The organism is Cupriavidus sp. 86D6 (genome assembly GCF_057815095.1).
In genome coordinates, this window is the sequence record NZ_JBYPSB010000002.1 from 313,323 (window position 1) to 337,923 (window position 24,601).

Genomic DNA, 24,601 nt, shown 5'->3' on the forward strand with positions numbered 1-24,601 from the left:
GCACGCCAGTCCGGCGCCCATGTTGCGAGAACGCCGTAAGCATAGCGGAATTCGATGCGGGTTCCGGGTAATCCCTTGCCGGGTCAACGATTGCCGGGCGAGGCGCCCGGCGGCGAATCACCCCGCTGGCTTGCCGGCTTCGGCCATGTCCATGGCCCGGTCGCTCTGGCGCAGCAGCGCGGCCACGAGGTCCGATTGCGTGACCATGCCCACCACGCGGTTGCGTTCGTCCAGCACCGGCACATGGTGCAGGCCGCCGTCGGAGAACGCCTGGGCCAGGCTGACGATCGGATGCTCGGCGCGCGCGGTGATCACGGCACGGGTCATCAGGTCGCGCACCGCCCCATTCACGCGGCGCGAGTTCACGCGATAGGCGCGGAAAAAGTCACTTTGCGTGAGAATGCCAAGCAGACGGCGCTGGCGATCCATCACGGGCAGCGCCTTGATGTGATGGCGCGTCATCAGCGCGGACGCATCGGCGGCCAGCTGGCCCGGCCGCACCGCCACCACGTCGCGCGACATGATGTCGCCGCACAGCACCTCGCCAAAGCGGCGCGAATGGGCGCGCAGCTCGGCCGCCACCAGGATGGCCTCCAGGTCGTCTTCCTCGATATCCAGGAATTCACCGCGCGCGGCCAGCACCGCATCGAGGTCGGCCCGGGTGAAGCCCACGCGCTTGCTGGGCGGCACGTCCCGGGTGTGGTGCTGCGCCGCCGGCTCGGGTGGGCGGTGCGGATAGCGGCGCCGGGCGAGGTTGTTAAAGGCCAGGGCGGTCAGCAGCAGCAGCATCGAATTGACGGCCACCGGAATCACCACGAAGCCAAAGCCCAGCGCCTGCACCGCAGGCCCGCCAAATACGGCAGTGACGGCCACCGCACCGCTGGGCGGGTGTACGCAGCGCAGCTGGAACATCAGGGCAATGGCGCCAGCCACCGCCACGCCCGCCGCGAGGCCGGGGTCCGGTATCCATTTCGCGCAGGCCACGCCCACGGTAGCCGCCACCATATTGCCGCCGATGATCGACCACGGCTGGGCGAGTGGACTGGACGGTACGCCGAACAGCAGTACGGCGGACGCACCCATCGGCGCGATAAACCATGGGTTGAATCCCAGCAGGAACTGGCGGCAGATCCATTCAGTCAGCGCCAGGCCGATCAGGGCGCCCAGGCAGCTCTTTAGCCGCTCGCGCCAGTTGGCGGCGATCGGCATCGGGACAAAAGTGCGCAGCCAGGCACGGGCCTCGGCGACGGTGGAGGTCGGGTCGAATGCAGCGGGCATCGAAAGCGGGGGCGGCTTTGGAGGGTTGGGGGCGACACGGCGCATTGGCCGAGCGGGCGCGTCGTGGCGCATTGGCCGAGCCCGCAATGTATCACGGCATGATATTCGGCGCAGCCACCGGTGCGTCGGGATTCCTGATCCGGCTCTACAGCTTGTAGCTCGACAGCAGGATGCTGGTCTCGGTGGCCGAAATGCCATCGACCAGCCGGATCCGGTCGAGCGTGCGGTCGAACTGCTCCAGCGTATCGGCGCGCAGTTCGGCAATGATGTCCCAGCGGCCGTTGGTCGTATGCAGCGTCTGTACGTTGGGGGCGCCACGTAGCGCCTGCAGCACCTGGCGCGCCTTATTGCCCTCCACGGCGACCGTCATCCATGCGCGGATGCGGTGCGGTTCGGCCTCCGGCTTGAGCCGCACCGTATAGCCGACGATCTGGCCTTCCTTCTCCAGTTTCTCGATCCGGTTCTGCACCGTGGCGCGCGAGACGCGCAGGGCGCGGGCCAGCGCCGTCACCGGCGTGCGGGCGTTGTCGCGCAGCAGGCCCAGCAGTTGTCGATCGGTCGCGTCCATGGCGTCTCTCCGGCAGGTCTTGGCAGATTGCCATCCAATGCCGACAAATTGTCAAACGTACATAGCGATTTGTCCAGTTTGCTAACTATTCGTTGGCGCCAACGGGCAGGACAATGCACTCACGACATCGCCATTCATCCAGAACAGAGGAGAGCCGCCATGACACATCCCCCGACTATCCGCCCCCTTATGCGCCCGACCATCCTGCTGGTGGCCCCCACGTTCTACGACGTGTCATACAGCATCAATCCGTGGATGGACCCCGACGCCTGGGCGCGCGACCCCGGCGGCATGCATCGGCGCGCGCTGGCGTCGTTCGACGCGCTGCACGATGCGCTGGGTCGTGCCGGGTTTGCCGTGGAAGTGGCCGAGGGCGTGGCGGGCCAGCCCGACATGGTGTTCCCGGCCAATGCCGCCGTGGTGCTCGATGGCAAGGCGGTGCTGGCGCGCTTTCGCTATCCGCAGCGGCGCGGCGAGGAACAGCCGTTCGCGGCGATCTTCGACGACCTGCGCGCGCGCGGCCTGATCGACAGCGTGGCGCTGCTGCCCGACGGCTGTTTTCAGGAAGGGGCCGGCGATTGCATCTGGGATGCGCGGCGCGGCCATTTCTGGGCCGGCTACGGGCCGCGCTCGTCGCGCGAGGCAGCCGACGCCATGGCGCGCGAATTCGACCAGGAGGTGGTGGCGCTGGAACTGGCCACCGAGCAGAGCTATCACCTCGACGTGTGCTTCTGTCCGCTATCGGGTGGCGAAGTGCTGTACTACCCGCCGGCCTTCACCGAGAACGCGCTGCGCACGCTGCGCGCACGCGTCCCGATGGCCCAGCGCATCGAGGCCACCGAGGACGACCTGCGCCACTTCAGCGTCAACGCGGTCAATCTGGACGACCACGTGGTGATGACGCGCACCACATCGCATTTACGCCATGAACTGGGTCGGCGCGGGTATCGGCTGCACGAGGTGGACCTGACGCCGTACATGCTGTCGGGCGGCGGCGCGTACTGCATGACCTTGCGGCTCGACCGCGCCAGCACGCCCATGCGGCGTGCCGCTGCGGCCTGAAGGAGATCCGCCATGAGAACGAACACGGAATTGACCCGGGAAGCGAACGTGCTGACGCGCTTTCTCGATGCAGACGATGTCGCGGCGCTGGTGCGCGGCGTGGGCGTCCCGCAAGCCATCGTGCAGATGGCCGGCTGTGTGCGCGATGACTTCCTGCGCTGGCACGAATTTGAGAAATCTGCGAGGTTGGCGAGCCATTCGGCAGTGGGCGTGATCGAACTGATGCCGGTCAGCGATGGCACGCGGTTCGCGTACAAGTACGTCAATGGGCATCCGCGCAATGCACGGTTCGCGCTGCCCACGGTCATGGCGTGCGGCATGCTGGCCGATGTGCAGACCGGCTTTCCGCTGCTGCTGGCCGATCTGACCCTGGCTACGGCGCTGCGCACCGCAGCCACTTCCGCGCTGGCCGCACAGGCCATGGCCCGGCCGGGGGCACGCACCATGGCACTGATCGGCAACGGTGCGCAGGCCGAGTTCCAGTCGCTGGCATTTCACGCCATCGCGGGCATCACGACCGTGCGGGCCTTCGATATCGATCCGTCGGCCACGGCGCGGCTGATGCGCAATCTGGCGAAAGTGCCAGGTCTGGAGATCGTGCCAGTACGATCGGTGCGCGATGCACTGGCCGGTGCCGACATCGTGACCACGGTCACCGCCGACAAGACGCGCGCGACCATCCTGACGCCTGACATGGTGCAACCGGGCATGCATCTGAACGCCGTGGGCGGCGACTGTCCGGGCAAGACCGAGTTGCACGTCGATATCCTGCGTGGCGCGCGCATCGTGGTGGAGTATGCGCCGCAGTCACGCATCGAAGGCGAGATCCAGCAGTGGCCCGAGGCGCCCGTCAGCGAGCTGTGGCAGGTGCTCTCGGGTGCGGCGCCCGGCCGCGCGCATGCCGGGGAGGTGACCGTTTTCGATTCGGTCGGCTTTGCGCTGGAGGATTATGCGGCGCTGCGGTGGTTGCATGCGGCCGCGGCGCAGCGCGATGCGGGCCGCTTCGTGGCGCTTGTGGCCATGCCTCCGGACCCGCGCGATCTCTATGGGTGGATGATGCAGGCCGATAGCGGGGCGATGTCTGTGCAGCCGAGCGAGGCCGTCGCATCCGCCTGATGGCCGCGTCATAAAAAAAGGGCCCGGACGCGGTGTGTCCGGGCCGTTGCACGTCGAACCTTAATGAAACCTTAAGCGCCGGTGCGCCCCATCATCAGCTGGGCACGCAGGAAGCCCTTGATTTCCTCCAGCGACGGTGTCTTCAGGAACACCATGATGCCCCATTGCTGCAGGGCGTCCGCCACGCCGTCGTAGGCCTGGCGGTTGGTGATGACCGCGAAGATCACGCGCTGCCGCGAGAAGAAGTTCTGCAGTTTTTCGATCGTGGCGGATTCCGCGTCGTTGAGTTCCTCCACGTAGTAGAGCACCACGCGAGGTCGCGCATCGACCGAAGTAATGACGGTGTCCACCACGTCCTCCAGTACCTGGGTCTTCAGCGGCAGCGACCATTTGCCCAGCTGGGCACTGATACGCTGCGCTTCGGTGTGGTTCGGGTGGAACACCACGAGGTCGAGATTGTGCTCGATGCCGACATCCGGCATGGCACGGTTTGCCAGCAGGCGATGCACGGTTTCCTTGTGGATGCGCCGGTGGCCGCCATTGGTTTTCCAGGCGCCAAGTTCACCGCGTTCCACCATTTTCTGGACGGTGCCCAGCGATACGTTGAGAAGTTTTGCAGCGGTTCGCGTGCTGTAGTACGGCTTTTCAGCCAGTTCTGGATCCAGTTTCATCCAATCACCCGTAGTGTCGATCAGCAGCACAGCACGACGCGCGTGCCGCACGGGCGTCCTCGGACACGCCACGTCGGTCAAATGACCGGGCTGCTGTTTTTACTGACCCTGATTGCTGTCGACCCGCTCCCCGGCCGGTCTTTGTTGCTTTGTTGCTGTTGACGTAGCAACGGCTTCAGGTAGCCGTTGCCCGCTTGCTGCAGTGGCGATCTTTGTCGCCTGGCCAGTCATCGCCGCGACGCTTGTGGCGCCGCCCGATTGCCGGATGCCAATAGTATGGCTTCAAGATGATTCGTTGCTACAGGGAAAGCAATGATTGGCGTCACACTTTTGTTGTTTAACGAACATCGTTGCAATTCGGTAGACAGCGATGGACAAACGGCATGACGCCCGACATTTATGCCGCAGGCGTCGCGTACCGGATCAACAGACTGCGCACGCGACGTTCAGGTTCCCTGGTTATATACATTTGACACATTTGCGCCGGTGGCGTTGTACTCAGCTTGCGCCGCCGCTCGACAGGCCATACTTGCGCACCTTGTCGAACAGCGTGGTCTTGGCCACGCCCAGGGCTTCGCCGGCACGCGTCAGGTTGCCAGCGTGACGTCGCAAGGCATCGGCGATCAACGCACGTTCGAACTGCTCCACGGCCTGGGGCAATGGCAGCGCCTCGGGGGCGGCGCCGCCCTGGGCGGGATCGCAGCCCAGTCCCAGCACATGCCGTTCGGCCAGGTTGCGCAGTTCGCGCACGTTGCCGGGCCACGGGTAGGCCACCAGGGCCGCCATTTCGGCCGGCGTGGGCGGAACGGCCTCGCGCTCGAAGCGCAACGCGGCCTGCGCCAGAAAGTGTTCAAACAGCAACGGCACGTCTTCGCGGCGTTCGCGCAGCGGCGGCAGTTCGAGCGTGACCACGTTCAGGCGATAGTAGAGATCGGCGCGGAATTGACTGGCATCGGCCAGCGCGCGGAGGTCGGCCTTGGTGGCTGCCACTACGCGCGTGTTCACCGGCACCGGCTGGTTTGACCCAAGCCGCTCCACCACGCGCTCCTGCAGCACACGCAGCAGCTTGATCTGCATCGGCATCGGCATGCTCTCGATCTCGTCGAGGAACAGCGTGCCGCCTTCGGCGTGCTCGATCTTGCCGATCCGGCGCTTGGCCGCGCCCGTGAACGCGCCCGCCTCGTGGCCGAAGATCTCCGACTCGAACAGCTGTTCGGGCAGGCCGCCACAGTTGATCGGCACGAAGTGTTTTGCCCGGCGCCCGCTGGCTTCGTGCAGGCAGCGCGCCACCAGTTCCTTGCCGGTACCGGTTTCGCCGTGGATCAGCACGTTGGCCGCCGTGTCGCCAATGCCGGCGATCATCTGGCGCAGCCGCTCGATGGCCGGCGAATGGCCGATCAGCCGCGCGGCCAGGCCCTCGCGGCCTGCCAGACGGGCGCGCAGGTCGGCCACTTCCAGGGCCAGCCGGCGCTTGTCGAGCGCACGGCGGCAGGTGGCCACGAGCCGCTCCGGCGAGAACGGCTTTTCAAGAAAGTCGTAGGCGCCTTGTTTCATGGCCTGTACCGCCAGCGATACGTCGCCATGGCCGGTAATCATGATCACCGGCAACGCCGCATCGCGTGCGCCGAGTTCGCGCAGCAGGGCCATCCCATCGGCGCCGGGCAGGTGGATGTCGCTGACGACGATGCCGGCAAAACCGGCCTCTGCCTCGCGCAGCGCCGCTTCCGCGCTGCCCACGGCGCGCGTGGCGATACCTTCGAGCCTGAGCGCCTGTTCGCAGCCCAGCCGCACGTCGGCATCGTCTTCGACGATCAGCACCGTCAGCGCGGCGTGGGCGCCGGCCGTTTCGATGACGTGGCCCGGTTCAGCCGACATGGCGCAGTTCCTCGGTAACGCGCGGCAGGGCGACCGTGAAGCAGGCGCCGCCGTCGGGGTGATTGATCGCGGTCAGGGTGCCGCCGTTTTCGCTCAGGATGCCGGCCGACAGCGTCAGCCCCAGCCCCAGGCCTTCGCCGGCGGGCTTGGTGGTGAAGAACGGCTCGAACAACCGCGCGAACGCGGTTTCCGAAAGCCCCGGCCCGTTGTCGCGCACGGTCAGGTGGATCATGCCGCCCGACGCGTAGGCGTGCAGCGACAGGCGCGGGTCTCGCCGGCCCTTCAGCGCATCGAGCGCATTGCCGATCAGGTTCACCAGCACCTGCTCCAGACGGTTCGGGTCGCAGCGCACGGTCAGGCAGGCGTCAATATCGCGCTCGATGCGCGGGCCCACGTCGGCCACGCGCGTTTCCAGCAGGAACAGCGCGTTGTCCACGGCATCGGCCAGCCGGGCGCTGTGGCCCTGGCCAGCGGCGGGATTGCGCGCAAACGACTTCAGCGCGCCGGTGATACGGCCCATGCGCTCCACCAGGCCGATGATCCGTTCGAGGTTGCCTTGCGCGGTGTCATAGTCGCCCTGGGCGATGAACTTGCCCGTGTTGCCCGACAGCGTGCGCAAGGCCGCCAGCGGCTGGTTCAGTTCGTGAGCGATGCCGGCGGACATCTGTCCCACGGCAGCCAGCTTGCCGGCCTGCATCAGCCCGTCCTGAGCCTGGCGCAGGTAGGTTTCGGTCCGGATGCGCTCGCCAACCTCGGCCTGCAACTGCTGGTTGGTGGCGGACAGGTCCGCGGTGCGCTCCGCCACCTTGCGTTCCAGCTCGCTGTTGGCGGCTTCCAGTGCGGCGCGCGCCGCCAGCCGCTCGCCCACGATGCGCCGCCGCACATTCCAGGCGGCGCCCAGCAGCAGCACGAAGGCGGCCAGCACGCCGGCCAGCGCGGCGCTGTTGAGCGCGGCCACGCGCGCCTGGGACGTATTGGTCAGCAGGGTCAGGTCCCAGTCGGTGCCCGGCAGGGCCAGGTGCTGGGCCAGCATCGGCGGGCCCTGGCGCAGCCGCACCAGCGCGTCGCCACCCTGCGACGGGCCATTGGCCAGCGGCCGCACCGTGGTGAGCGCCAGTTGCGGCAGCGGGGCGCGGTTGTATTGCAGGCTGCGGTCCAGCCGCGCGCGCTGGTCGTCCGACAGCGGCCGCAGCGCGGCAAGCTTCCACGACGGGTCCGATGCCAGGATCACCACGCCGTTCTCGTCGGCCAGCAGCATCTGGCTGTCGTTGCCCTGCCAGCGGTTTTCCAGCGGTTCCAGCCCGATCTTGACCACGGCCACGCCCACCGGATGATCGCGGTCGCCCAGCGGCGCCGACAGGTAGTACCCCGACTCGCTGCGCGTGGTGCCCACGCCGTAGAAGCGCCCCAGCTGGCCTTCGATCGCGGTGCGGAAGTACGGGCGGAAGCTCAGGTCTTCGCCCAGATAGCTGTCCGGCCGCTGGAAATTGCTGGTCGCCAGCACCTTGCCGCGGGCGTCGAGCAGATAGATGACCCGGGTGCCGGCGCGGCCGTTCAGGGCCGCCAGGTAGGCGTTGGCCTGCGAGACGCGCTCGGGCGAGCCGGGATGGCGCAACAGGGTGTCGATGCGCGCGTCCAGCGACAGCAGGCTGGGCACGTAGTCATAGCGGGCCAGTTCGCTTTCCAGCGCCTGGGCGTACAGCCGCATCTGCACCTGGCCGCGCTCGGCCTGGCGGGTCAGCGCGGCATCGTAGGTATAGCGATAGCCCAGCCAGCCGGCCCCGGTGACCAGCACGGCCAGCGCAAGCAGGGCGACAAAGGGAGCCATGCGGCGCCAGGGCGAGAGGGACGCCTGGTCGCCGTCGGAGGGGGACACGATCATGCGGATTCGGGAATGCGGACGTTGCCGTGTAGCGTATGGGGCGGGGCATGTGATCGGAGGGCCACTCGCGAATTGCCCGCTGCGGTTCGGCAAGGCGACGTTTTACCACAGCCGGCAGCCACGCCGTCCGAAGCGGCGCCCCGAGGGTTCACCCGTTCGGGTCACGCTGCCTGCCGCCGTGCCGGCATCCGTAAACGCAAAAAGGCCCGGCCGCCTGATCGGCAGCCGGGCCCCTGGCACGCCTCCAGCCAGCTTACTTGCTGGCCAGGGCCTGAACGGGTGTCAGGCCGGCGTCGTCAGCCGAGGTATCTGCCTCGTCAGACAGTTCCGGCGCGCCAATCGCGTTCTCGCTTTTGGCGACAACGGTTGTGGCAATGGCGTTGCCAAGCACATTGGTCACGGTGCGGCCCATGTCCAGGACATGGTCGATGCCCAGCACGAGCAGGATGCCGGCCTCTGGCAGGCCGAACATCGGCAGCACGGCGGCCACCACCACCAGCGATGCGCGGGGCACGCCGGCGATGCCCTTGCTGGTCACCAGCAGCACCAGCAGCATCGTGATCTGCTGCGACAGCGACAGCTGGATGCCGTACACCTGCGCCACGAACAGCGCGGCGAACGACGTGTACATGATCGAGCCGTCGAGGTTGAACGAATAGCCCAGCGGCAGCACGAAATTGGTGATGCGGCTCTTCACGCCAAAGCGGTTCAGCTGGTCGATGACCTTCGGATAGGCCGATTCGCTGCTGGCCGTGGCAAAGCCGATCATCAGCGGCGCGCGCAGCTGGCGGATCAGCTTGAAGATGTCGCGGCCCAGGAAGTAGTAGCCACCGGCGATCAGCGCGATCCACAGCAGCGCCAGCGACAGGTACACGCTGCCCAGCAGCTTGGCGTACACCACCAGCACGCCCAGGCCCTGCGCGGTGATCACGGCCGCCACGGCGCCGAACACGCCCAGCGGCGCGAACGCCATCACGTAGTTGGTGACCTTCAGCATGATGTGGCCCAGGCCGTCGATGGCGGCCAGCACGGGCTTGCCCACGCCGTCCTTGAGCGTGCCCAGCGCGAAGCCGAAGAACAGCGAGAACACCACGATCTGCAGCACCTCGTTGGTGGCCATCGCCTCGACAAAGCTCTTCGGGAACATGTGGGCGACAAAGTCGCGCAGGTTCAGGGCGCCGGTCTTCAGGTTCGACGCGGCGTCGGCGGCCGGCAGCGGCAGGTTCATGCCATGGCCCGGGGCCAGCACGTTGGCCATCAGCAGGCCCAGCAGCAGCGACGTGATCGATGCGGCCATGAACCACGCCATGGCCTTCAGGCCGATGCGGCCGACGGTCTTGCCGTCGCCCATGCTGGCAATGCCCGACACCAGCGTGGCAAACACCAGCGGGCCGATGATCATCTTGATCATCCGCAGGAACACGTCGGTCAGGATCGACAGGTGATCGGCGATCGACTTGGCCATGGCCGCGTCCGGGGCCATGTTGTGCGCGGCACTGCCGACGATCACGCCGAGCAGCATCGCAACGAAAATCAGGGTTGGCAGTCGTTTTGTCATCGTGGGTACATCCTCCTTTGTGCCGGACCGGGCGCACGAACGGCCCTGGGGGAGGGCTGCGCACCCGGGACCGGATGTCATACGGCGGCGGCTAGATTGCACGAGCCGTGCCAGCCCGGTTGCACTTGGATACAGATGTAAAACGATGAATACAAAGGGATTTTTGAAGCGACGCCGGCGCACGGTTCGGGAATCCGAACGCCGGGCGCAAAACACCGTCCGGATTTCCGAACGGCGTTGCGCGTGAATGTGGTGTCCGGCGCATGCTGCAGTGCGCAAGCTCCGGGCCGTGCGCGGGAAGGATCAGGCTGGCAGGCCCTCGCAGGTGTCGAGAAAGGCTTCCAGCGGCATCGGCTTGCCGATGGCGTAGCCCTGCGCGTAATCGACCCCGATGGCCCGCAGTGTATGGAGCGTGCTTTCGTCCTCGACCCATTCGGCCACGGTGCGCACACCGAGCCGATGGCCGATGTCGTTGATCGAGCTGACGATCTCGCGGTCCACGGCGTTCTTGGCCAGGTTGCGGATAAAGCTGCCGTCGATCTTGAGATAGTCGACCGGGAACTGCTTCAGATAGGCAAACGACGACAGGCCGGCGCCGAAATCGTCCAGCGCGACGGTGCAGCCCGCGCTGCGCATGTCGGCCACCACGCGGCTGGCGGCGGTCATGTTGTTGATCAGCGCGGTCTCGGTGATTTCCAGCCGGATGCGGTCGGCCGGCAGTGCCGAGTCTTCCAGCGCGGCGTGCAGGAAGGGCAGCAGGAACGGCTCGCCCAGCGAATTGGCCGACAGGTTGATCGACACCGACAGCCCCGGCACGCTGGCCAGGCGGTCGCCGTACTGCTGCAGCACGTTGCGGATCACCCAGCGGTCGATATGGCCCATCAGGTCGTAGCGTTCGGCAGCCGGGATGAACGCGCCCGGCATGATCAGCGTGCCCTGTTCGTCCACCATCCGCACCAGGATTTCCACGTGGCGCGAATCGTCCTCGCCCGGACGCAGCGAGCAGATTTCCTGCGCGTACAGCCGGAAGCGGTTGGCTTCCAGCGCCGAATGGATGCCGGCGGCCACCTCCAGTTCGCGGTGATGGCGGCGTGCGTCGCTTTCGTCACGGCGATAGACCGACACGCGGTTGCGCCCGGCCGCCTTGGCGGCGTAGCAGGCCACATCGGCACGGCTCATCAGTTCGCTGACAGGCGGCACGTCGCTGTCGATGGCGGCGATGCCGATGCTGGCGCCCACGTCGTAGACGCGGCCGTTCCATGGAAAGCGCCGCTCGCGCACGGCGTCGATCACTTTCATGCAGACCTGCTCGGCGTGTTCGATGCTGCAGTCCTTGAGCAGCAACGCGAATTCGTCGCCGCCCAGGCGGGCCAGCAGGTCGTCGGGCCGCACCTGGTGGCGGATCACGTAGCCCAGTTCGCGCAGCAGCACGTCGCCCGCACCATGGCCGGCCGTGTCGTTGACGATCTTGAAACGGTCCAGGTCGATAAAGCAGAGTGCGGCGCGATGGCCGTGCAGCCGGGCGCTCTCGCAGGCTTCACGCAGGCGTTTTTCGAACCAGGCACGGTTGGGCAGGCCGGTCAGCGCGTCGTGCGTGGCCGAGTGGGCCAGTTCGCGCTGCAGCGCCCGCGACGTGGTGATGTCCTGGAACACCAGCACGGCGCCCAGCACGCTGCCGTCGTTGGCCAGCACCGGCGCGGCGGAATCCTGCACGTCATGGCGTTCGCCGGTCAGGCTCTGCAGCACCGCGCCTTCCTGCAGATAGGCCGGACGCAGCGTTTCCAGGCATTGCTCGACCGGGCTGGGGATGGCCAGGTCGGTGTCTTCGTCGACGATGCGGAACACCTGGTCCAGCGGCTGCCCCATGGCGGCGTCCAGGTTCCAGCCGGTCAGCTGCTCGGCAATCGGGTTCATGAAGGTCACGCGCATCACGCGGTCCGTGCAGATCACGGCATCGCCAATCGAGCGCAGCGTGATCTGCAGGCGTTCCTTCTCCTCGAACAGCGCCCGGTTCAGGTTGCGCTGCTCGGTGATGTCCCAGTTGGTGCCCACCAGCGCCCGCGTGGTGTCGTCCTCGTGGCGCGAGATGGTGGCCATGGCGCGCACGTGGCGGATCTCGCCGGTGGGCCGCACCACGCGGTATTCGGTGTCGAAGCGGCGCACGCCGCGGATGGCCTGGCGCATTTCGGTGCTGACGCGGCTCACGTCCTCGGGGTGGACCATCGCGATCCACTGGGCCAGCGTGGGCGGTCCAAGCTCGGGCGCGGTGCCGTGCAGCGCGTGCATGCGGGTGTCCCAGGTGATCGCCGCCTGCGTGAAATCCCATTCCCAGATGCCCACGCCGCCCGCTTCCACGGCCAGCTGGGTGCGGCGCGTCAGCTGTTCCAGCTGTTCCTGCGCCAGCTTGCGCGTGTGGATGTCTTCCACCTGCGCGATGAAATGGTCGGGCCGCCCGGTGTTGTCGTCGCGCACCAGCGACACCGCCAGCAGCGTCCACAGGTAATGGCCGCTCTTGTGGCGGTAGCGTTTTTCCAGACGATACGAGTCGATCTCGCCGGCCAATAGCCGTTCTACGAGCCTGAGGTCGGCCGCGAGGTCGTCGGGGTGGGTCATCAGCTGGAACGGCAGGTCGCGCAGTTCGTCGGCGCTGTAGCCGAGCAGGTCCACCATGGCGCGGTTGACCATCTGCCAGCGCCCGTCCATGCCCACCAGCGCCATGCCGATGGCCGAATGCTCCAGCGCCTGGCGAAAGCGCCGCTCGCTGCTGCGCAGTTCCAGCCGGCCCTTGCGGTTCTGCTCGGTCATGAACGCAATGCAGACCGGGAACACCATGACCAGCGCCCCCGACAACGGCACCGAGCGCGAGGCCAGGAATTCCGTGCCCGAGACCAGCCCGATGCATTCGGCGGCCACCGCCGACAGCAGCGCCAGCAGGGCCGTGGCAAACGGGTTGCTGGCCAGCGCGACGATGACCAGCGGCAACGACATCACCACGAACGGGTCGTGACCGGCGCGGATGGCGCCGGCGCCGATGCCCACGCACAGCGCGAACAGCCCGGCCAGCCGCAGCAGCATCGGGCGCTGGCAGGTGGCGCGCACGCGTTCGCGCGACAGCGACACCATCAGCGGCAGCAGCATCACCATGCCGACCGCGCCGGCATTCCACCAGTTCCACCAGACCGTGGGGAACGGCGTGCCATAGCGCGCCGAGATGACCGAGGCGCCCAGCAGCCCGCTCAGGGCCGGCCCGACGGTCGAGGCAATGCCAAGCGTCAATGCAAAAGTGGTCAGTTGTCCGGGACGGGCCAGCGCATGGCGGCCGACCATGACCTGCAGCAGCACGGCCGACCCGGCCAGTTCGGCCAGGTTGGCGGCCGACAGCAGCAGCGCGGCGCCCAGCGGATGCCCGGCGACGACGATGTCGGCGGCAATATTGGAAGCCAGCATGATTGCCAGCAGCGCCGGCGCCTCGCGGGTCGGGCGGTGCAGCAGCATGCCCAGGCCAAAGGCGTTGGCCAGCCACACGGCCGCCGCGTGACCCGGAACGCGCGCCAGCCACAGGCCGGCCAGCGCCAGCACGAAGTAGCCTGCAGCCGCCAGCAGCAGCGGACGCCAGTTGCCGAGGCGTGCGATGGACGGAAGGTTCGAAGGGGGCGCGGCCCTGTCAGGCGTCATCAGATTTGGGTTTCCTGGGGCGCGCCTGGCGCGCCGAAAGCCATGCCGGCAGGAATGCAATGGCCGCACCCTGCCCAGCGTAGGTGGCACTGTAGTCGCGCCAGGCGGAATCTGACGGCCGGGATAGGGGCATCTGCATGGCTTTGTTGGGACTGGCGCCGCAGGCCGAAAGCTGGTATGGCGGGCGGCGCCTTGCGGCGTGGGCGGCGCCTGGCGGAGGAATCGTGGCGATTACCTGAGGCGTAATCGTGCTGCGGCCGGCGGGCATCCATGATGAGGCCATGACGTGATCAACCCCCTGCAGGTCCTCAACCACAAGGAGCAACGCCATGACCGCCACCATCGCCCCGAACGCCAGCGCCGCCACGACCGACCTGGCAGAACTGGCCGACCGTTACCTGGCCGCCTGGAACGAAACCGACGCCGTCCGCCGCCGCGCCCTGATCGGCCGGACCTGGACCGAGTCGGCTGTATACGTGGACCCGCTGATGCGCGGCGACGGCCACGCCGGCATCGACGCCATGATTGCCGGCGTGCAAGCCCGCTTCCCCGGCTTCGTGTTCCGCCGCGTATCGCCGGTGGACGCCCACGGCGCCAACCTGCGCTTTACCTGGGAACTGGGGCCGGCCGGCGAAGCCGCGCTGGTGGTGGGCACCGACTTTGCCACGATTGCTGACGATGGCCGCCTGGCCGGCATGACCGGCTTCATCGACCGCGCCCCGGCCGGCCTGGCGGGCTGACCGCCGCGCGTATCCCCCGGACTGGCGGCGCCGGCGCAGCTTCTGTACGATCCCGCACGGAACGCGAAGCGCGCGCCCGTTTCAATCGGGCGGCGCAATCTGCGCTTTCTCGATGGCCGCTCACGGGGGATACCCATGGACGTCAAGCGATTCTTCCGCATTGCCAGCGCCGCGCTGGTTGCCTTCGTGGTGTTCGTGGTGCTGGCCGTGGGCAGCACGTACTGGTGGGGCGGCCGCAAGCTCCAGCGCAAGATCGACGTGGCCGTGCAGCCGGTGACGATCCCGACCGACGCCACGGCCATCGCCCATGGCAGGTATCTATTTGAGTCGCGCGGCTGCGCGGACTGTCACGGCGCCAAGGGCAACGGCCGCCAGGTGTTCGATGAATCCAACGGATTCCGGGTATTCGCCCCAGACCTGACCCGCGCCAACCCCGATATCGCCAGATTCCAGCCCCAGGACTGGGACCGTGCCATCCGGCATGGCGTGGCGCCGTCGGGCCGGCCGCTGCTGGTGATGCCCAGCGAGGATTACAACCGGCTGTCCAACGAAGACTTTGGCGCGCTGGTGGCCTATGTCCAGAGCCTGCCACCCGGCCCGGGGCGTCCCGGCGAGGTGCAGTTGCCATGGTTCATCCGGGGCATGTATGGCGCCGGCGTGATCCAGGACGCCGCCGGGAAGATCGACCACAGCCTGCCGCCGGCCGCGCCGGTGGTGGCCGCCGTGAACGCCCAGTACGGCGCATACGTGGCCAATTCGTGCAAGGGCTGCCACGGGACCCAACTGCGCGGCGGCCATATCCCCGGCGCGCCGCCCGACTGGCCGCCTGCCGCCAACCTGCAGCCGGGCGGGGCGATGAAGCACTACCCCGCAGCCGACCAGTTCGTGACCATGATGCGCACAGGCAAACGGCCCGACGGCACCGACGTGAGCCGCGTGATGCCGTTCACCGCCTTCGCCAAAATGAACGACACCGACCTGCAGGCGCTCTATCTGTTCCTGAGCCAGAAATAATCCCGGTTATGGTGCGCACCGCATGATGTGAGCGGGACTGCGCAAGCTTTTCATATTTCTACTATGCTCCACGGGTTCGCCGGGTGGCCAGGGATCTTTTGCCATTGACCCGGCGTGACGCGCGAATAACCGACTGGGCCAAGCACCCAAGGAGCACCCCCAAATGACGACCCTCACCCTCAACGGCAAGACCGTGGAGGTGGACGCCGATCCGTCCACGCCACTGTTGTGGGCCCTGCGCGACAACCTCGGCATGACCGGCACCAAGTTCGGTTGTGGCATGGCCGCGTGCGGCGCCTGCACCGTCCATATCAACGGCCAGGCCACGCGCAGCTGCGTGATGCCGATCTCGGCCACGGCCGGCAGCAAGATCAACACCATTGAAAGCATGGGCGACGACCCGGTCGGCAAGGCCGTGCTGGCGGCGTGGCTCAAGCACGACGTGGCCCAGTGCGGCTACTGCCAGAACGGGCAGGTGATGAGCGCCGTGGGCCTGCTGCGCAGCAAGCCGCGGCCCACCGATGCCGATATCGACCAGGCCATGGCCGGCAACGTCTGCCGCTGCGGCACCTATCAACGGATTCGTGCGGCGATCAAGGACGCCTCGCGCGCCATCGCTGTCAAGGCATAAGGGGCTGCCATGCGTATTCGAGGGATTGAAGCCCTGGCGGGCGGCAGCGGCGTGCCCGCTGCGCAACCGGAAGCGGCGGCCACGCTGTCGCGGCGCAGCTTTCTGAAGATATCGGGCCTGGCGGGCAGCGGGTTTGCGCTCGGCATCGTCGGCGTGGATGCCGCGCTGGCCCAGCAGGCGCCGGCCAGGCCGGCGGCACCGCCGCAGGCGTTCCTGACCATCGCGCCGGACAACACGGTGACCATCGCCGTGAACCGGCTCGAATTCGGCCAGGGCGTGCATACGGCGCTGCCGATGGCGCTGGCCGAGGAACTGGACGTCGACTGGAAGAACGTGCGCGCCATCCTGGCCCCGGCCGGCGATGCGTACAAGGACCCGATGTTCGGTATCCAGATGACCGGCGGCTCGACGGCGCTGAACCATTCGTTCGAGCAGTACCGCGAGCTGGGCGCCCGGGCGCGGGCCATGCTGATCGGCGCCGCCGCGCAGAAGTGGGAGGTCGATCCGGCCAGCTGCACCGCGTCGATGGGCGTGGTCACGTCGGGCAACAACCGCGCCACGTACGGCGAACTGGCGCAGGCGGCCATGGGCCTGCCGGTGCCGGCCCAGGTCAAGCTCAAGGACCCGGCCCAGTTCCGCATCGTCGGCAAGCCCACGCCGCGCCTGGACGCCGCATCGAAGCTGCACGGCGACCCGGTGTTCGGCATGGACGTCCGGCTCAAGGACATGAAGGTGGCCGTGGTGGCGCACCCGCCGCGCTTCGGCGGCAAGGTCAAGTCGTTTAACGCGGACCGCGCGCGCAAGATCAAGGGCGTGGCCGATGTGATGCTGGTGAACACCGATCGCGGCGGTTCGGGCGTGGCGGTGGTGGCCGACGGCTACTGGCCGGCCAAGACCGCGCGCGACGCGCTGGAGATCGTCTGGGAAGACGCCGGTTCGACGGTCAGCACGGCCGCGCTGTTCGACCAGTTCAGCAAGCTGGCCGCGCAGCCGGGTATCGTGGCCAGGCCGCTCGAAGGCGGCAATATCGACACCGTGCTGTCGGGCGCGGCCAAGGTCATCGACGCCGAGTATCGCGTGCCGTACCTGGCCCACGCGCCGATGGAGCCGCTGAACTGCACGCTGCAGCCCGAGGTGGCCGGCAACAAGGTGACCGCCGTGAAGGTGTGGGTGGGCTCGCAGTTCCAGACCATCGACCAGGGCGCCATCGCGCGCACGCTGCAACTGACGCCGGAAAAGGTCACGCTGAACACGATGATGGCCGGCGGTGGCTTTGGCCGCCGCGCCGTGCCGACGTCGGACTACCTCGTGGAGTCGGCCAACGTGCTGCGCGCCTGGGTCGCCAACGGCCATACCGAGCCGATCAAGGTGATGTGGAGCCGCGAGGACGACATCAAGGGCGGCTACTACCGCCCGCTGCACGTGCATCGCGCCCGCATCGGCGTGGACGCCCAGGGCAAGGTCGTGGGCTGGCAGCACACCATCGTCGGCCAGTCGATCATCACCGGCACGCCGTTCGAGCCGATGATGGTCAAGAACGGCGTGGACGCCACGATGACCGAAGGCATCGTCGAGAACGACTATGACCTGCCGCTGCAGGTGCACGTGCATCATCCGAAGGTGGATGTGCCGGTGCTGTGGTGGCGCTCGGTGGGCAACACGCACACGGCATTCGTCAAGGAAACGCTGGCCGACGAGATGGCCACGGCCGCCAGGCAGGACCCGGTGGCCTGGCGCCTGGCGCGGCTGGACGAGAAGAAGCACGCGCGCCATCGCGCCGCGCTGCAGCTGGCCGTGGACAAGTCGGGCTATGGCAAGACGAAGCTGCCGAAGGGGCATGCCTGGGGCGTGGCCGTGCACGAGTCGTTCGGCTCGGTGGTGGCCTATATCGTCGACGTGTCGGTGGTGAAGGGCGAGCCGCGCGTGCATCGCGTGACGGCCGGCGTGCATGCGAACCGCGTGGTCAATCCGCTGACCGCCGAGGCGCAGGTCCAGGGCGGCTGCGTGTTCGGGTTGTCGATGATCAAGCCGGGCTTTGCCATCGAGATGGAAAACGGCATGGTCAAGAACAGCAACTTCCCCGACTATCCGCCGCCGCGCATGCCTGACGCGCCGGTGGTGGACGTGTTCTTCGTGCCGTCGAACGACAACCCGACCGGCCTTGGCGAACCGGGCACGCCCGGCATTGCCCCGGCCGTGGCCAACGCGCTGTTCCGCCTCACGGGCAAGCGCCAGCGTCAGCTGCCGTTCGTGATGGCCTGAGGCGGGTTCTTCCTGCCCTTGTGTGCTCCCCTCTCCCGCAAGGCGGGAGAGGGGCAGGGGGAGAGGGCGCAGCGATTCAAATTGCGTTGTGTCGCGGGATGAGCCGCGTTGCCCTCACCCCCAACCCCTCTTCCACTGCGTGGGAGAGGGGAGCCGGATAGCGGTGATTCGAGCTACTACTGATCCCCCGCATTGCGCCACGCCTGCACGAACTTGCGCAGGTCGCCGGCCGACGCGTCGGTGATCGCCACGTAGCGCATGCCGCCGGCCGTCCAGCTTTCGAGCTGGTATCCCTGCCGCACCCGTTCCTCCACGCGGGCGCCCGCGCCCGGTATCACGAAGACGTCCACCGGATGCTGGCGGCGCTGATAGACCAGCACGGCCACGCGCTGCCCGTCGACAAAGTCCACCCGGCCGCCGACCAGCGGAAAACCGGCCGAAGCCAGGTCGCGGACATCGGGCGCGTAGTCGATGCGGCCGTTGAACCACGGCTTGACCGTGTGCTGGTCGGTCGAGACCACATCGCTGGCCCGGTTCGAGATCAGCCCGCGCACATGGCTGGCGACGATGCTGCTGGCCAGCAGGTCGTCCGGCGACGGCGCGGTGTTGTACTGAAACAGGCTCAGGCCGACGGCCGCCGCCGTCACGGCGGCCAGCGCGGCATTGACCGGCGGCGACCACGCGAACCAGCGCCGCCAGCCGGCCGGTGCGTCGGATGACGGATCGGCGGGCGCGCTGTCGGCGGAGTCGGGCAGGGCGTCGAGAATGCGGGCGCGCAGTTCGGCCGGGGCGCGGTGGTAGGTGGCGCCGCGCCGCGTGGCACGGTGCAGCGCCTGCAGGTGGCTCAGCGCGTCCACGCAACCGTCGCAGTCTTCGAGATGCCGTTCCAGCCGCACGCTGTCGGCCGCGCCCACCTCGCCGTCGGCGGTGGCGTGCAGCAGCTGGCGGGCTTCATTGCAATCCATGGCGCCGGTCTCCTGCGGGGGGAATGGGGTCGTCGGGGTTCAGGCCGGTGGCGGCCGGCAAGCCGCTGGCCGCCGGCTGCGGCGCGCCATCGCGCAGCGCCACCACGGCGGCGGCCAGCATGCGGCGGCCGCGCGCCAGCCGCGACATCACGGTGCCTACCGGAATGTCGGCAATGCGCGCGATGTCGCGATAGTGCAGTTCCTCAAGTTCGCGTAACACCAGCACCTCCCGAAACGCCACCGGCAGCCGCTCCAGCGCCGCGTGGACCAGCCGGACGTCCTCGTCGCGCAGCAGCCACTGTTCCGGATCGCCCGGCGCGCCGTGCCAGTCGGGCAGGTCGGCATCGACCAGCGATTCGTCGTAGCCCGTTTCCGCCGCCGCGCGGCGCTTCTGCCAGGTGGTGAACCACGTGTTGCGCACGATGGCCAGCAGCCATGGCCGGGCCTGGTCGCCGCGAAAGCCCCCGAACAGCCGGAACGCGCGCAGGAAGGCCTCCTGCACCACGTCGTCGGCATCGCCCGCATTGCCACACAGCCAGCGGGCCAGGTTGTACGCGGCATCCAGGTGCGGCAGCACCAGGGTGTCGAATCTGCGGCGCGTGTTGGCGGCGTCCAAGTCAGTCCTCTAGGGGCGGATCGGCAGGGCACTGCGGCATGGGGCGTCTCCCGTGTATTACCGGCGCTGGGCCGATTCTATTCCCGCCGGCCGCCGCGCGCCAACGGGGCAGACCCGCAGGGAATAAACGCCGGGCCGCGCCGGTATGACAGTCACCATCCACCCAACGGAGACGGTCATGAATGGAAACTGGAGCCGGCGCGACATCCTGCGCCTGGCGGGTGCGGCCGGCGGCGCCGTGTTCGCATCGGCCCTGCCGGGCTGGGCAGCCGGGCGCGATGACGACTTCGTGTTCGTCCAGCTGTCCGATGCGCACTGGGGGTTCGAGGGGCCGCCCAATCCCGATGCGCGCGGCACGCTGCCCAAGGCCGTGGCGGCGGTCAACGCATTGCCGCAGCCGCCCGATTTCGTGATGTTCACGGGCGACCTGACCCACACGACCGACGACCCGGCCGAGCGCCGCCGCCGCATGCGCGAATTCCGCGACCTCATCGCCCCGCTGCGCGCCGGGGCCGTCCACCTGATGCCGGGCGAGCACGATGCCAGCCTGGACAACGGCGCGGCCTACCAGGAGCTGTTCGGGCCCACGCACTACACGTTCGACCACAAGGGCCTGCACGCAATCGTGCTGGACAACGTGTCGGACCCGGCCGGGCAGGTGGGTGAGGCCCAGCTGGCCTGGCTGGCCGCCGACCTGGCCAGGCAGCCGCGCGACGCGCGTATCGTGCTCTTCACGCACCGGCCGCTGTTCGACCTGTATCCACAGTGGGACTGGGCCACGCGCGACGGCGCCAAGGTGATCGACCAGCTGATGCCGTACCAGAACGTGACGGTGTTCTACGGGCATATCCACCAGGAACATCACCGCATGACCGGGCATATCGCGCACCACGCGGCGCGCTCGCTGATGTTTCCGCTGCCGGTGGCGGGGTCGCAGCCGCGCCGGCTGCCGGTGCCCTGGGATGCCGCGCATCCGTACCAGGGCCTTGGCTGGCGCGAGGTGAACGCCACGGCGTCGCCGGGCAAGGATGCATTCCAGCTGGCCGAGCAGCCGGTAATCGGGAGCGCGTGATGACGAACCATCCGACCGATCCGGCGGAGCCGACCGACCAGGCCGCCCAGGCCGCCCCGCCCGCCGTCGCGGGCCGGCGCCGGATGCTGGCACAGGTCATGGGCCTGGTGCTGGCCGCCGCCGTCGTGCCCGCGATGGGCGGGGCCGCCGCGCCGCGCGTGATTCCGATGCGCGCGCGGCGCTTCGTGTTCATCCCCGACAAGCTGACGCTCAAGCCCGGCGAGACCGTCGTGCTGGCGGTGACCGCCGAGGACGTCATCATGGGTTTCTCGGCCCCGGACTTCTCGGTCCGTGCCGATCTCCCTCCGGGCAAGGCGGTAGAGGTGCGGATGACCGCGCCGAAGCAGCGCGGCACCTACACCTTCCTGTGCGACATCTTCTGCGGCTCGGGCCACGAGAGCATGAGCGGCACGATCAGCGTGGCGTAGCGGTCGGGAGCCGGGACGGGAGAGAGGGAGAGCGCCCGGGCGTCGTCGTACCCCCCGCGCGGCGCCGCACGTTTGGCGGCGGGGCGGGACCATTGCAGGCCTGGGTGGGACATCCACCGCCTGACTCGACAAGGATACGATGCGCACCTTGCCCCGCGACATGCGGGGATACGAAGGGCGTATGACTGCCTGTTTCAGCGTACGATGCCAGGGCAGTCGTGCATCATCGGGCTTGCGGCCAACTTCTCTCAGGCAGACCACCATGGAAACCCAGGAAAGCACCCTGACCCTCGCATTGCTGACGGTGCCGGCCCGCGCGGCCATCTGCCGCGCGCTGCTGGAGGCCGGCGACGATTGCCTGCCCGCCATTGCGCTGGCCGAAGCGTCCGGCGTGACACTGCGCCGCGCTGCCCACCATTTCCAGGAGATGGTCCAGGCCGAGGTGCTGGCGCTGGTCATCCGCGACCACCAGGTCTGCTATGCGCTCAAGGCGCGCCGGGCGGTGCGTGAGGCGCTGGAATTCGTCGATCGCAGCGGCCTGAACTGACTGTGCTGCTTCAGGCGCTTTTTTGAGGGCGCCGGTCAACTGGCCGGCGTGGTTCTCCGTTCATTCAGGGCGACCGGCCGTTGCCGGTTGCGCCTTGCATCAGGAATCCACCGTGAAATTTTCGAACCGGATCGTGACGCTGCCGTTGTGGGCGATCCTGTATTTCGTCTTCGGCTACGCGTCGCACCAGATCAACGGGCCGTTCTCTGCCACCGGCTATATCTGGCTGCCGGCCGGCGTGACCGTGGCCGCCTTCATGCTGGCGCCGGCCCGCCGCTGGGTGCCGCTGGGGCTGGCCTTCCTGGCCGCCCAGATGCTGCTGGGCGTGGTGGAAGGACGCGATCCGTTCCGCATGGTGCTGTTCTCGCTGGACGAGATCGGCTTTGCGGCGCTGGCCGTGGCACTGGTCCACATGATGCGGTTCTCGCTCGAAGGACTGGCCTTCCTGCGCGGCGTGCTGGTGGCCGCCGTGGTCAGCAGCGTGGGCGGCGCGGTGTTCGGGGCGGGCTGGTTCTGGCTGTTCCTGGACGTGCCATTCTGGGCCACCGCCAAGGTCTGGGCCGCCGCCGACTTCGTGGGTGTACTGATCGTCACACCGGTATTCGCGGGCTGGGCGCGCTTCAGCGCGGCCCGTTCTGGCGGCCGGCGCCGGGGCGAATTCCTGGCCGGTATCGCCGCGCTGCTGGCCGTGCTGGTGACCGCCGCAGTGGTGTTCGACGGCACCCGCATCGTGCAGTTGTCGCTGGACGTGGCCTATGCGCTGACCTATATCCCGCTGTTCTTCGTGGCGATCGCGGCGCTGCTGCTGGGCGGACGGGGCGGCTCGGTGGCGGTGGCGCTGCTGTCGGCGCTGGTACTGGTCAACACCGCCCAGGGCGACGGCCCGTTCGCCGACACGGCGGTCTACCACGGCAATTCGCTGCTGGTGGCCCAGCTCTACCTGGCCGTGGCGGCGCTGCTCACGCTGCTGATCAGCACGCTGCGCACGGCCCGCGAGCAGCTGCACGAGGCGGCGGCGAGCCGTCAGAACGACGTGGAACTGGCGCTGGCCGCCAGCGGGCAGCTGGTGTACAACCTCGACCCGCATAGCGGCCGCCTGCGCTGGAGCGGCAGTGTCGAACAGGCGTTTGGCATGGCCGAGCCGGCCTTCTCCACGCTGGACGACGTGCTGGCCTGCGTGCATCCCGACGACCGCGCCGAGGTACGCCGGCGCTGGCTGCGCGAAAGCGATGGGGAAGTGCGCGGGGATCTGACCTTCCGGCTGCTGCTGCCGGCGGGCGCCACCACCACGGTGGTGGACATGAGCGGCCCGCTGCTGGACGGCGACGACTCCGTGGCGCTGATCGCCGGGGCCTGGCGCATCGTCGCCAGCCACGACACCGAGGGGCGGCGCGCAGCATGACGACCGAACAGGCACCGCGCGTCGGGGCCTTGCTGATCCATGGGCTGGGCGGCACCCAGTATGACCTGGGGCCGATGCACAAGGTACTGCGGCGCGGCGGCGTGGAAACCCACGCCGTGACGCTGCCGGGCCACGGCGGTACGCCGGAAGACCTGCTGCACGTGCGGGCCGAGCAGTGGATGGCGTCGGTCACGCAGGCCTACGACGCGCTGGTCGACCAGTACGACACGTTCCACGTGATCGGCATGTGCATGGGGGCGCTGCTGGCGGTGGCGCTGGCCGAACGGCGCCAGCACCGCAAAGGCAAGCTCGTGGCGCTGTCCGCGCCGGTCTATATCGACGGCTGGTCAACCCCGCCGTACCGCTGGCTGCGGCACGTGGTCTACCACCTGCCCGTGCTGCCGGGCCGCATCAAGGTCGAGGAAAACGAGCCGTTCGGCATCAAGAACGATCTGGTGCGCGCCATCGTCAAGGCCAAGTTCGAGCGCGGCGACAATTTCCACTACCGATGGGTGCCGCTGACCTGCATCCGCCAGGTGGACCGCCTGCGGCGCTGGGTGCTCGACGGCGCGCGGCGCGTGGCCTGCCCGACGCTGGTGGTGCATGCCCGCGAGGACGAACTGACGTCGGTGCGGTCGGCGGACTTCCTGCTGGCGAACGTGCCGCAGGTGCAAGGCGTGGTGGTCGAGAACAGCTACCACATGATCTGCGTGGACAACGACCGCGAGCAGGTGATGGCCAGCGTGGCCGGATTCCTCGGGCTCGACGCTGGCGCCGGCCGCGCGCGCACGCGCCGCGCCGTCGAGGCGCCGATGGCAGCGGAGGCCGTGCAGGCGCTGGTGCAGGATTACCTGGCCGCGCTGACGTCGCGCCATTTCGAGGCCATCTATCCGCAGCTCGATCCGGCCATCGTCTGGCGGCACGTGGGCGACCACCCGCTGGCCGGCGAGTATGGCGACCGCGATGCCGTGATCGGCCTGTTCCAGCGCCTGGCGCAACTGGCTGGCGACACGATCCGCATCGACGTGGCGGGCGCGCCGCGTATCGACGGGCAGACCGTGGAGGTGGATATCAGCGTGTCGTATCTGTTCGACGGCACGCCGATGCAGGGCCATGGCACCCAGACGCTGCAGCTGCGCAATGGCCGCATCGCGGCCGTCGAATACCGCTCGGCGATGGCGGTCGCCAGCCCGGCGGCGCTGGCGGGCCAGGCCGTCTGAGCATGCCGGGAGGCACCCG

General features: G+C 68.3%; 20 protein-coding genes. 11 read left to right on the forward strand and 9 right to left on the reverse strand.

Translation table 11 applies throughout. The features are described from left to right. Positions 1-117: 117 nt before the first annotated feature. Complete coding sequence (locus tag AC3G88_RS06485) at positions 118-1,278, reverse strand: HPP family protein (protein ID WP_488893244.1); 1,161 nt, start codon at positions 1,276-1,278, stop codon at positions 118-120. A 145-nt stretch (positions 1,279-1,423) separates the two neighbouring features. Further along, positions 1,424-1,846 carry an Lrp/AsnC family transcriptional regulator gene (locus AC3G88_RS06490; protein WP_488893245.1) on the reverse strand — a complete coding sequence of 141 codons (423 nt, stop codon included), beginning with the start codon at positions 1,844-1,846 and terminating at the stop codon, positions 1,424-1,426. A 159-nt stretch (positions 1,847-2,005) separates the two neighbouring features. On the opposite strand from AC3G88_RS06490, the gene AC3G88_RS06495 reads away from it, so the two are divergent. Then, positions 2,006-2,908 (forward strand): dimethylarginine dimethylaminohydrolase family protein, encoded by a 903-nt coding sequence (locus AC3G88_RS06495; protein WP_488771016.1) that lies wholly within the window; start codon positions 2,006-2,008, stop codon positions 2,906-2,908. Between the two features lie 12 nt (positions 2,909-2,920). Further along, positions 2,921-4,024 (forward strand): ornithine cyclodeaminase, encoded by a 1,104-nt coding sequence (gene ocd / locus AC3G88_RS06500; protein WP_488771017.1) that lies wholly within the window; start codon positions 2,921-2,923, stop codon positions 4,022-4,024. A 71-nt stretch (positions 4,025-4,095) separates the two neighbouring features. Here ocd and AC3G88_RS06505 read toward each other — a convergent pair whose 3' ends face one another. The 5 genes from AC3G88_RS06505 to AC3G88_RS06525 all read right to left on the reverse strand — a co-directional run bounded on the left by AC3G88_RS06505 (position 4,096) and on the right by AC3G88_RS06525 (position 13,685). Beyond that, entirely contained in the window at positions 4,096-4,695 is a 600-nt protein-coding gene (locus tag AC3G88_RS06505; RefSeq protein WP_153946709.1) for a helix-turn-helix domain-containing protein, read from the reverse strand. Positions 4,696-5,193: 498 nt separating this feature from the next. Beyond that, entirely contained in the window at positions 5,194-6,570 is a 1,377-nt protein-coding gene (locus AC3G88_RS06510; RefSeq protein WP_488771018.1) for a sigma-54-dependent transcriptional regulator, read from the reverse strand. Next, positions 6,560-8,452: a sensor histidine kinase gene (locus AC3G88_RS06515; RefSeq protein WP_488771019.1), complete on the reverse strand. Its 1,893-nt coding sequence runs from the start codon at positions 8,450-8,452 to the stop codon at positions 6,560-6,562. The genes AC3G88_RS06510 and AC3G88_RS06515 overlap by 11 nt, the downstream gene beginning before the upstream one ends. Before the next feature lie 253 nt (positions 8,453-8,705). Then, a complete protein-coding gene (locus tag AC3G88_RS06520; protein WP_400393869.1) occupies positions 8,706-10,010 on the reverse strand; it encodes a dicarboxylate/amino acid:cation symporter in 1,305 nt (434 codons plus the stop codon). 303 nt (positions 10,011-10,313) lie between these two features. Then, on the reverse strand, positions 10,314-13,685 hold the full coding sequence (locus tag AC3G88_RS06525) for a diguanylate cyclase (protein WP_488771020.1): 3,372 nt from the start codon (positions 13,683-13,685) through the stop codon (positions 10,314-10,316). Between the two features lie 329 nt (positions 13,686-14,014). Between AC3G88_RS06525 and AC3G88_RS06530 the strand changes: the two genes are divergently transcribed. From AC3G88_RS06530 to AC3G88_RS06545, 4 genes are all read left to right on the forward strand, one after another. Continuing rightward, entirely contained in the window at positions 14,015-14,425 is a 411-nt protein-coding gene (locus AC3G88_RS06530; protein WP_400395272.1) for a nuclear transport factor 2 family protein, read from the forward strand. Positions 14,426-14,560: 135 nt separating this feature from the next. Continuing rightward, positions 14,561-15,439 (forward strand): c-type cytochrome, encoded by an 879-nt coding sequence (locus tag AC3G88_RS06535; RefSeq protein WP_488771022.1) that lies wholly within the window; start codon positions 14,561-14,563, stop codon positions 15,437-15,439. Positions 15,440-15,602: 163 nt separating this feature from the next. Then, positions 15,603-16,070 carry a (2Fe-2S)-binding protein gene (locus AC3G88_RS06540; RefSeq protein ID WP_066739323.1) on the forward strand — a complete coding sequence of 156 codons (468 nt, stop codon included), beginning with the start codon at positions 15,603-15,605 and terminating at the stop codon, positions 16,068-16,070. Positions 16,071-16,079: 9 nt separating this feature from the next. Further along, a complete protein-coding gene (locus tag AC3G88_RS06545; RefSeq protein WP_488771023.1) occupies positions 16,080-18,332 on the forward strand; it encodes a xanthine dehydrogenase family protein molybdopterin-binding subunit in 2,253 nt (750 codons plus the stop codon). 176 nt (positions 18,333-18,508) lie between these two features. Here AC3G88_RS06545 and AC3G88_RS06550 read toward each other — a convergent pair whose 3' ends face one another. After that, complete coding sequence (locus AC3G88_RS06550; RefSeq protein WP_488771024.1) at positions 18,509-19,297, reverse strand: anti-sigma factor family protein; 789 nt, start codon at positions 19,295-19,297, stop codon at positions 18,509-18,511. Next, positions 19,284-19,913, reverse strand: coding sequence for an RNA polymerase sigma factor (locus AC3G88_RS06555; protein WP_488771026.1), 630 nt, complete (start codon positions 19,911-19,913; stop codon positions 19,284-19,286). The genes AC3G88_RS06550 and AC3G88_RS06555 overlap by 14 nt, the downstream gene beginning before the upstream one ends. A 178-nt stretch (positions 19,914-20,091) precedes the next feature. On the opposite strand from AC3G88_RS06555, the gene AC3G88_RS06560 reads away from it, so the two are divergent. The 5 genes from AC3G88_RS06560 to AC3G88_RS06580 all read left to right on the forward strand — a co-directional run bounded on the left by AC3G88_RS06560 (position 20,092) and on the right by AC3G88_RS06580 (position 24,582). Continuing rightward, positions 20,092-20,985 (forward strand): metallophosphoesterase family protein, encoded by an 894-nt coding sequence (locus tag AC3G88_RS06560; protein WP_488771027.1) that lies wholly within the window; start codon positions 20,092-20,094, stop codon positions 20,983-20,985. An 83-nt stretch (positions 20,986-21,068) separates the two neighbouring features. Continuing rightward, a complete protein-coding gene (locus tag AC3G88_RS06565) occupies positions 21,069-21,413 on the forward strand; it encodes a cupredoxin domain-containing protein (protein WP_488771358.1) in 345 nt (114 codons plus the stop codon). Between the two features lie 262 nt (positions 21,414-21,675). Then, entirely contained in the window at positions 21,676-21,960 is a 285-nt protein-coding gene (locus AC3G88_RS06570) for an ArsR family transcriptional regulator (protein WP_400395069.1), read from the forward strand. 112 nt (positions 21,961-22,072) lie between these two features. Then, on the forward strand, positions 22,073-23,362 hold the full coding sequence (locus tag AC3G88_RS06575) for an MASE1 domain-containing protein (RefSeq protein ID WP_400395072.1): 1,290 nt from the start codon (positions 22,073-22,075) through the stop codon (positions 23,360-23,362). Next, entirely contained in the window at positions 23,359-24,582 is a 1,224-nt protein-coding gene (locus tag AC3G88_RS06580; RefSeq protein ID WP_488771028.1) for an alpha/beta fold hydrolase, read from the forward strand. The genes AC3G88_RS06575 and AC3G88_RS06580 overlap by 4 nt, the downstream gene beginning before the upstream one ends. Positions 24,583-24,601 lie beyond the last annotated feature (19 nt).

Coding starts and splice junctions, on each gene's coding strand:
- ocd (WP_488771017.1), top strand. CDS start 2,921: ATGAGAACGAACACGGAATTGACCCGGGAAGCGAACGTGCTGACGCGC.
- AC3G88_RS06545 (WP_488771023.1), top strand. CDS start 16,080: ATGCGTATTCGAGGGATTGAAGCCCTGGCGGGCGGCAGCGGCGTGCCC.
- AC3G88_RS06510 (WP_488771018.1), bottom strand. CDS start 6,570: ATGTCGGCTGAACCGGGCCACGTCATCGAAACGGCCGGCGCCCACGCC.
- AC3G88_RS06540 (WP_066739323.1), top strand. CDS start 15,603: ATGACGACCCTCACCCTCAACGGCAAGACCGTGGAGGTGGACGCCGAT.
- AC3G88_RS06570 (WP_400395069.1), top strand. CDS start 21,676: ATGGAAACCCAGGAAAGCACCCTGACCCTCGCATTGCTGACGGTGCCG.
- AC3G88_RS06550 (WP_488771024.1), bottom strand. CDS start 19,297: ATGGATTGCAATGAAGCCCGCCAGCTGCTGCACGCCACCGCCGACGGC.
- AC3G88_RS06525 (WP_488771020.1), bottom strand. CDS start 13,685: ATGACGCCTGACAGGGCCGCGCCCCCTTCGAACCTTCCGTCCATCGCA.
- AC3G88_RS06560 (WP_488771027.1), top strand. CDS start 20,092: ATGAATGGAAACTGGAGCCGGCGCGACATCCTGCGCCTGGCGGGTGCG.
- AC3G88_RS06530 (WP_400395272.1), top strand. CDS start 14,015: ATGACCGCCACCATCGCCCCGAACGCCAGCGCCGCCACGACCGACCTG.
- AC3G88_RS06485 (WP_488893244.1), bottom strand. CDS start 1,278: ATGCCCGCTGCATTCGACCCGACCTCCACCGTCGCCGAGGCCCGTGCC.
- AC3G88_RS06520 (WP_400393869.1), bottom strand. CDS start 10,010: ATGACAAAACGACTGCCAACCCTGATTTTCGTTGCGATGCTGCTCGGC.
- AC3G88_RS06580 (WP_488771028.1), top strand. CDS start 23,359: ATGACGACCGAACAGGCACCGCGCGTCGGGGCCTTGCTGATCCATGGG.
- AC3G88_RS06495 (WP_488771016.1), top strand. CDS start 2,006: ATGACACATCCCCCGACTATCCGCCCCCTTATGCGCCCGACCATCCTG.
- AC3G88_RS06515 (WP_488771019.1), bottom strand. CDS start 8,452: ATGATCGTGTCCCCCTCCGACGGCGACCAGGCGTCCCTCTCGCCCTGG.
- AC3G88_RS06505 (WP_153946709.1), bottom strand. CDS start 4,695: ATGAAACTGGATCCAGAACTGGCTGAAAAGCCGTACTACAGCACGCGA.
- AC3G88_RS06535 (WP_488771022.1), top strand. CDS start 14,561: ATGGACGTCAAGCGATTCTTCCGCATTGCCAGCGCCGCGCTGGTTGCC.
- AC3G88_RS06565 (WP_488771358.1), top strand. CDS start 21,069: ATGCTGGCACAGGTCATGGGCCTGGTGCTGGCCGCCGCCGTCGTGCCC.
- AC3G88_RS06490 (WP_488893245.1), bottom strand. CDS start 1,846: ATGGACGCGACCGATCGACAACTGCTGGGCCTGCTGCGCGACAACGCC.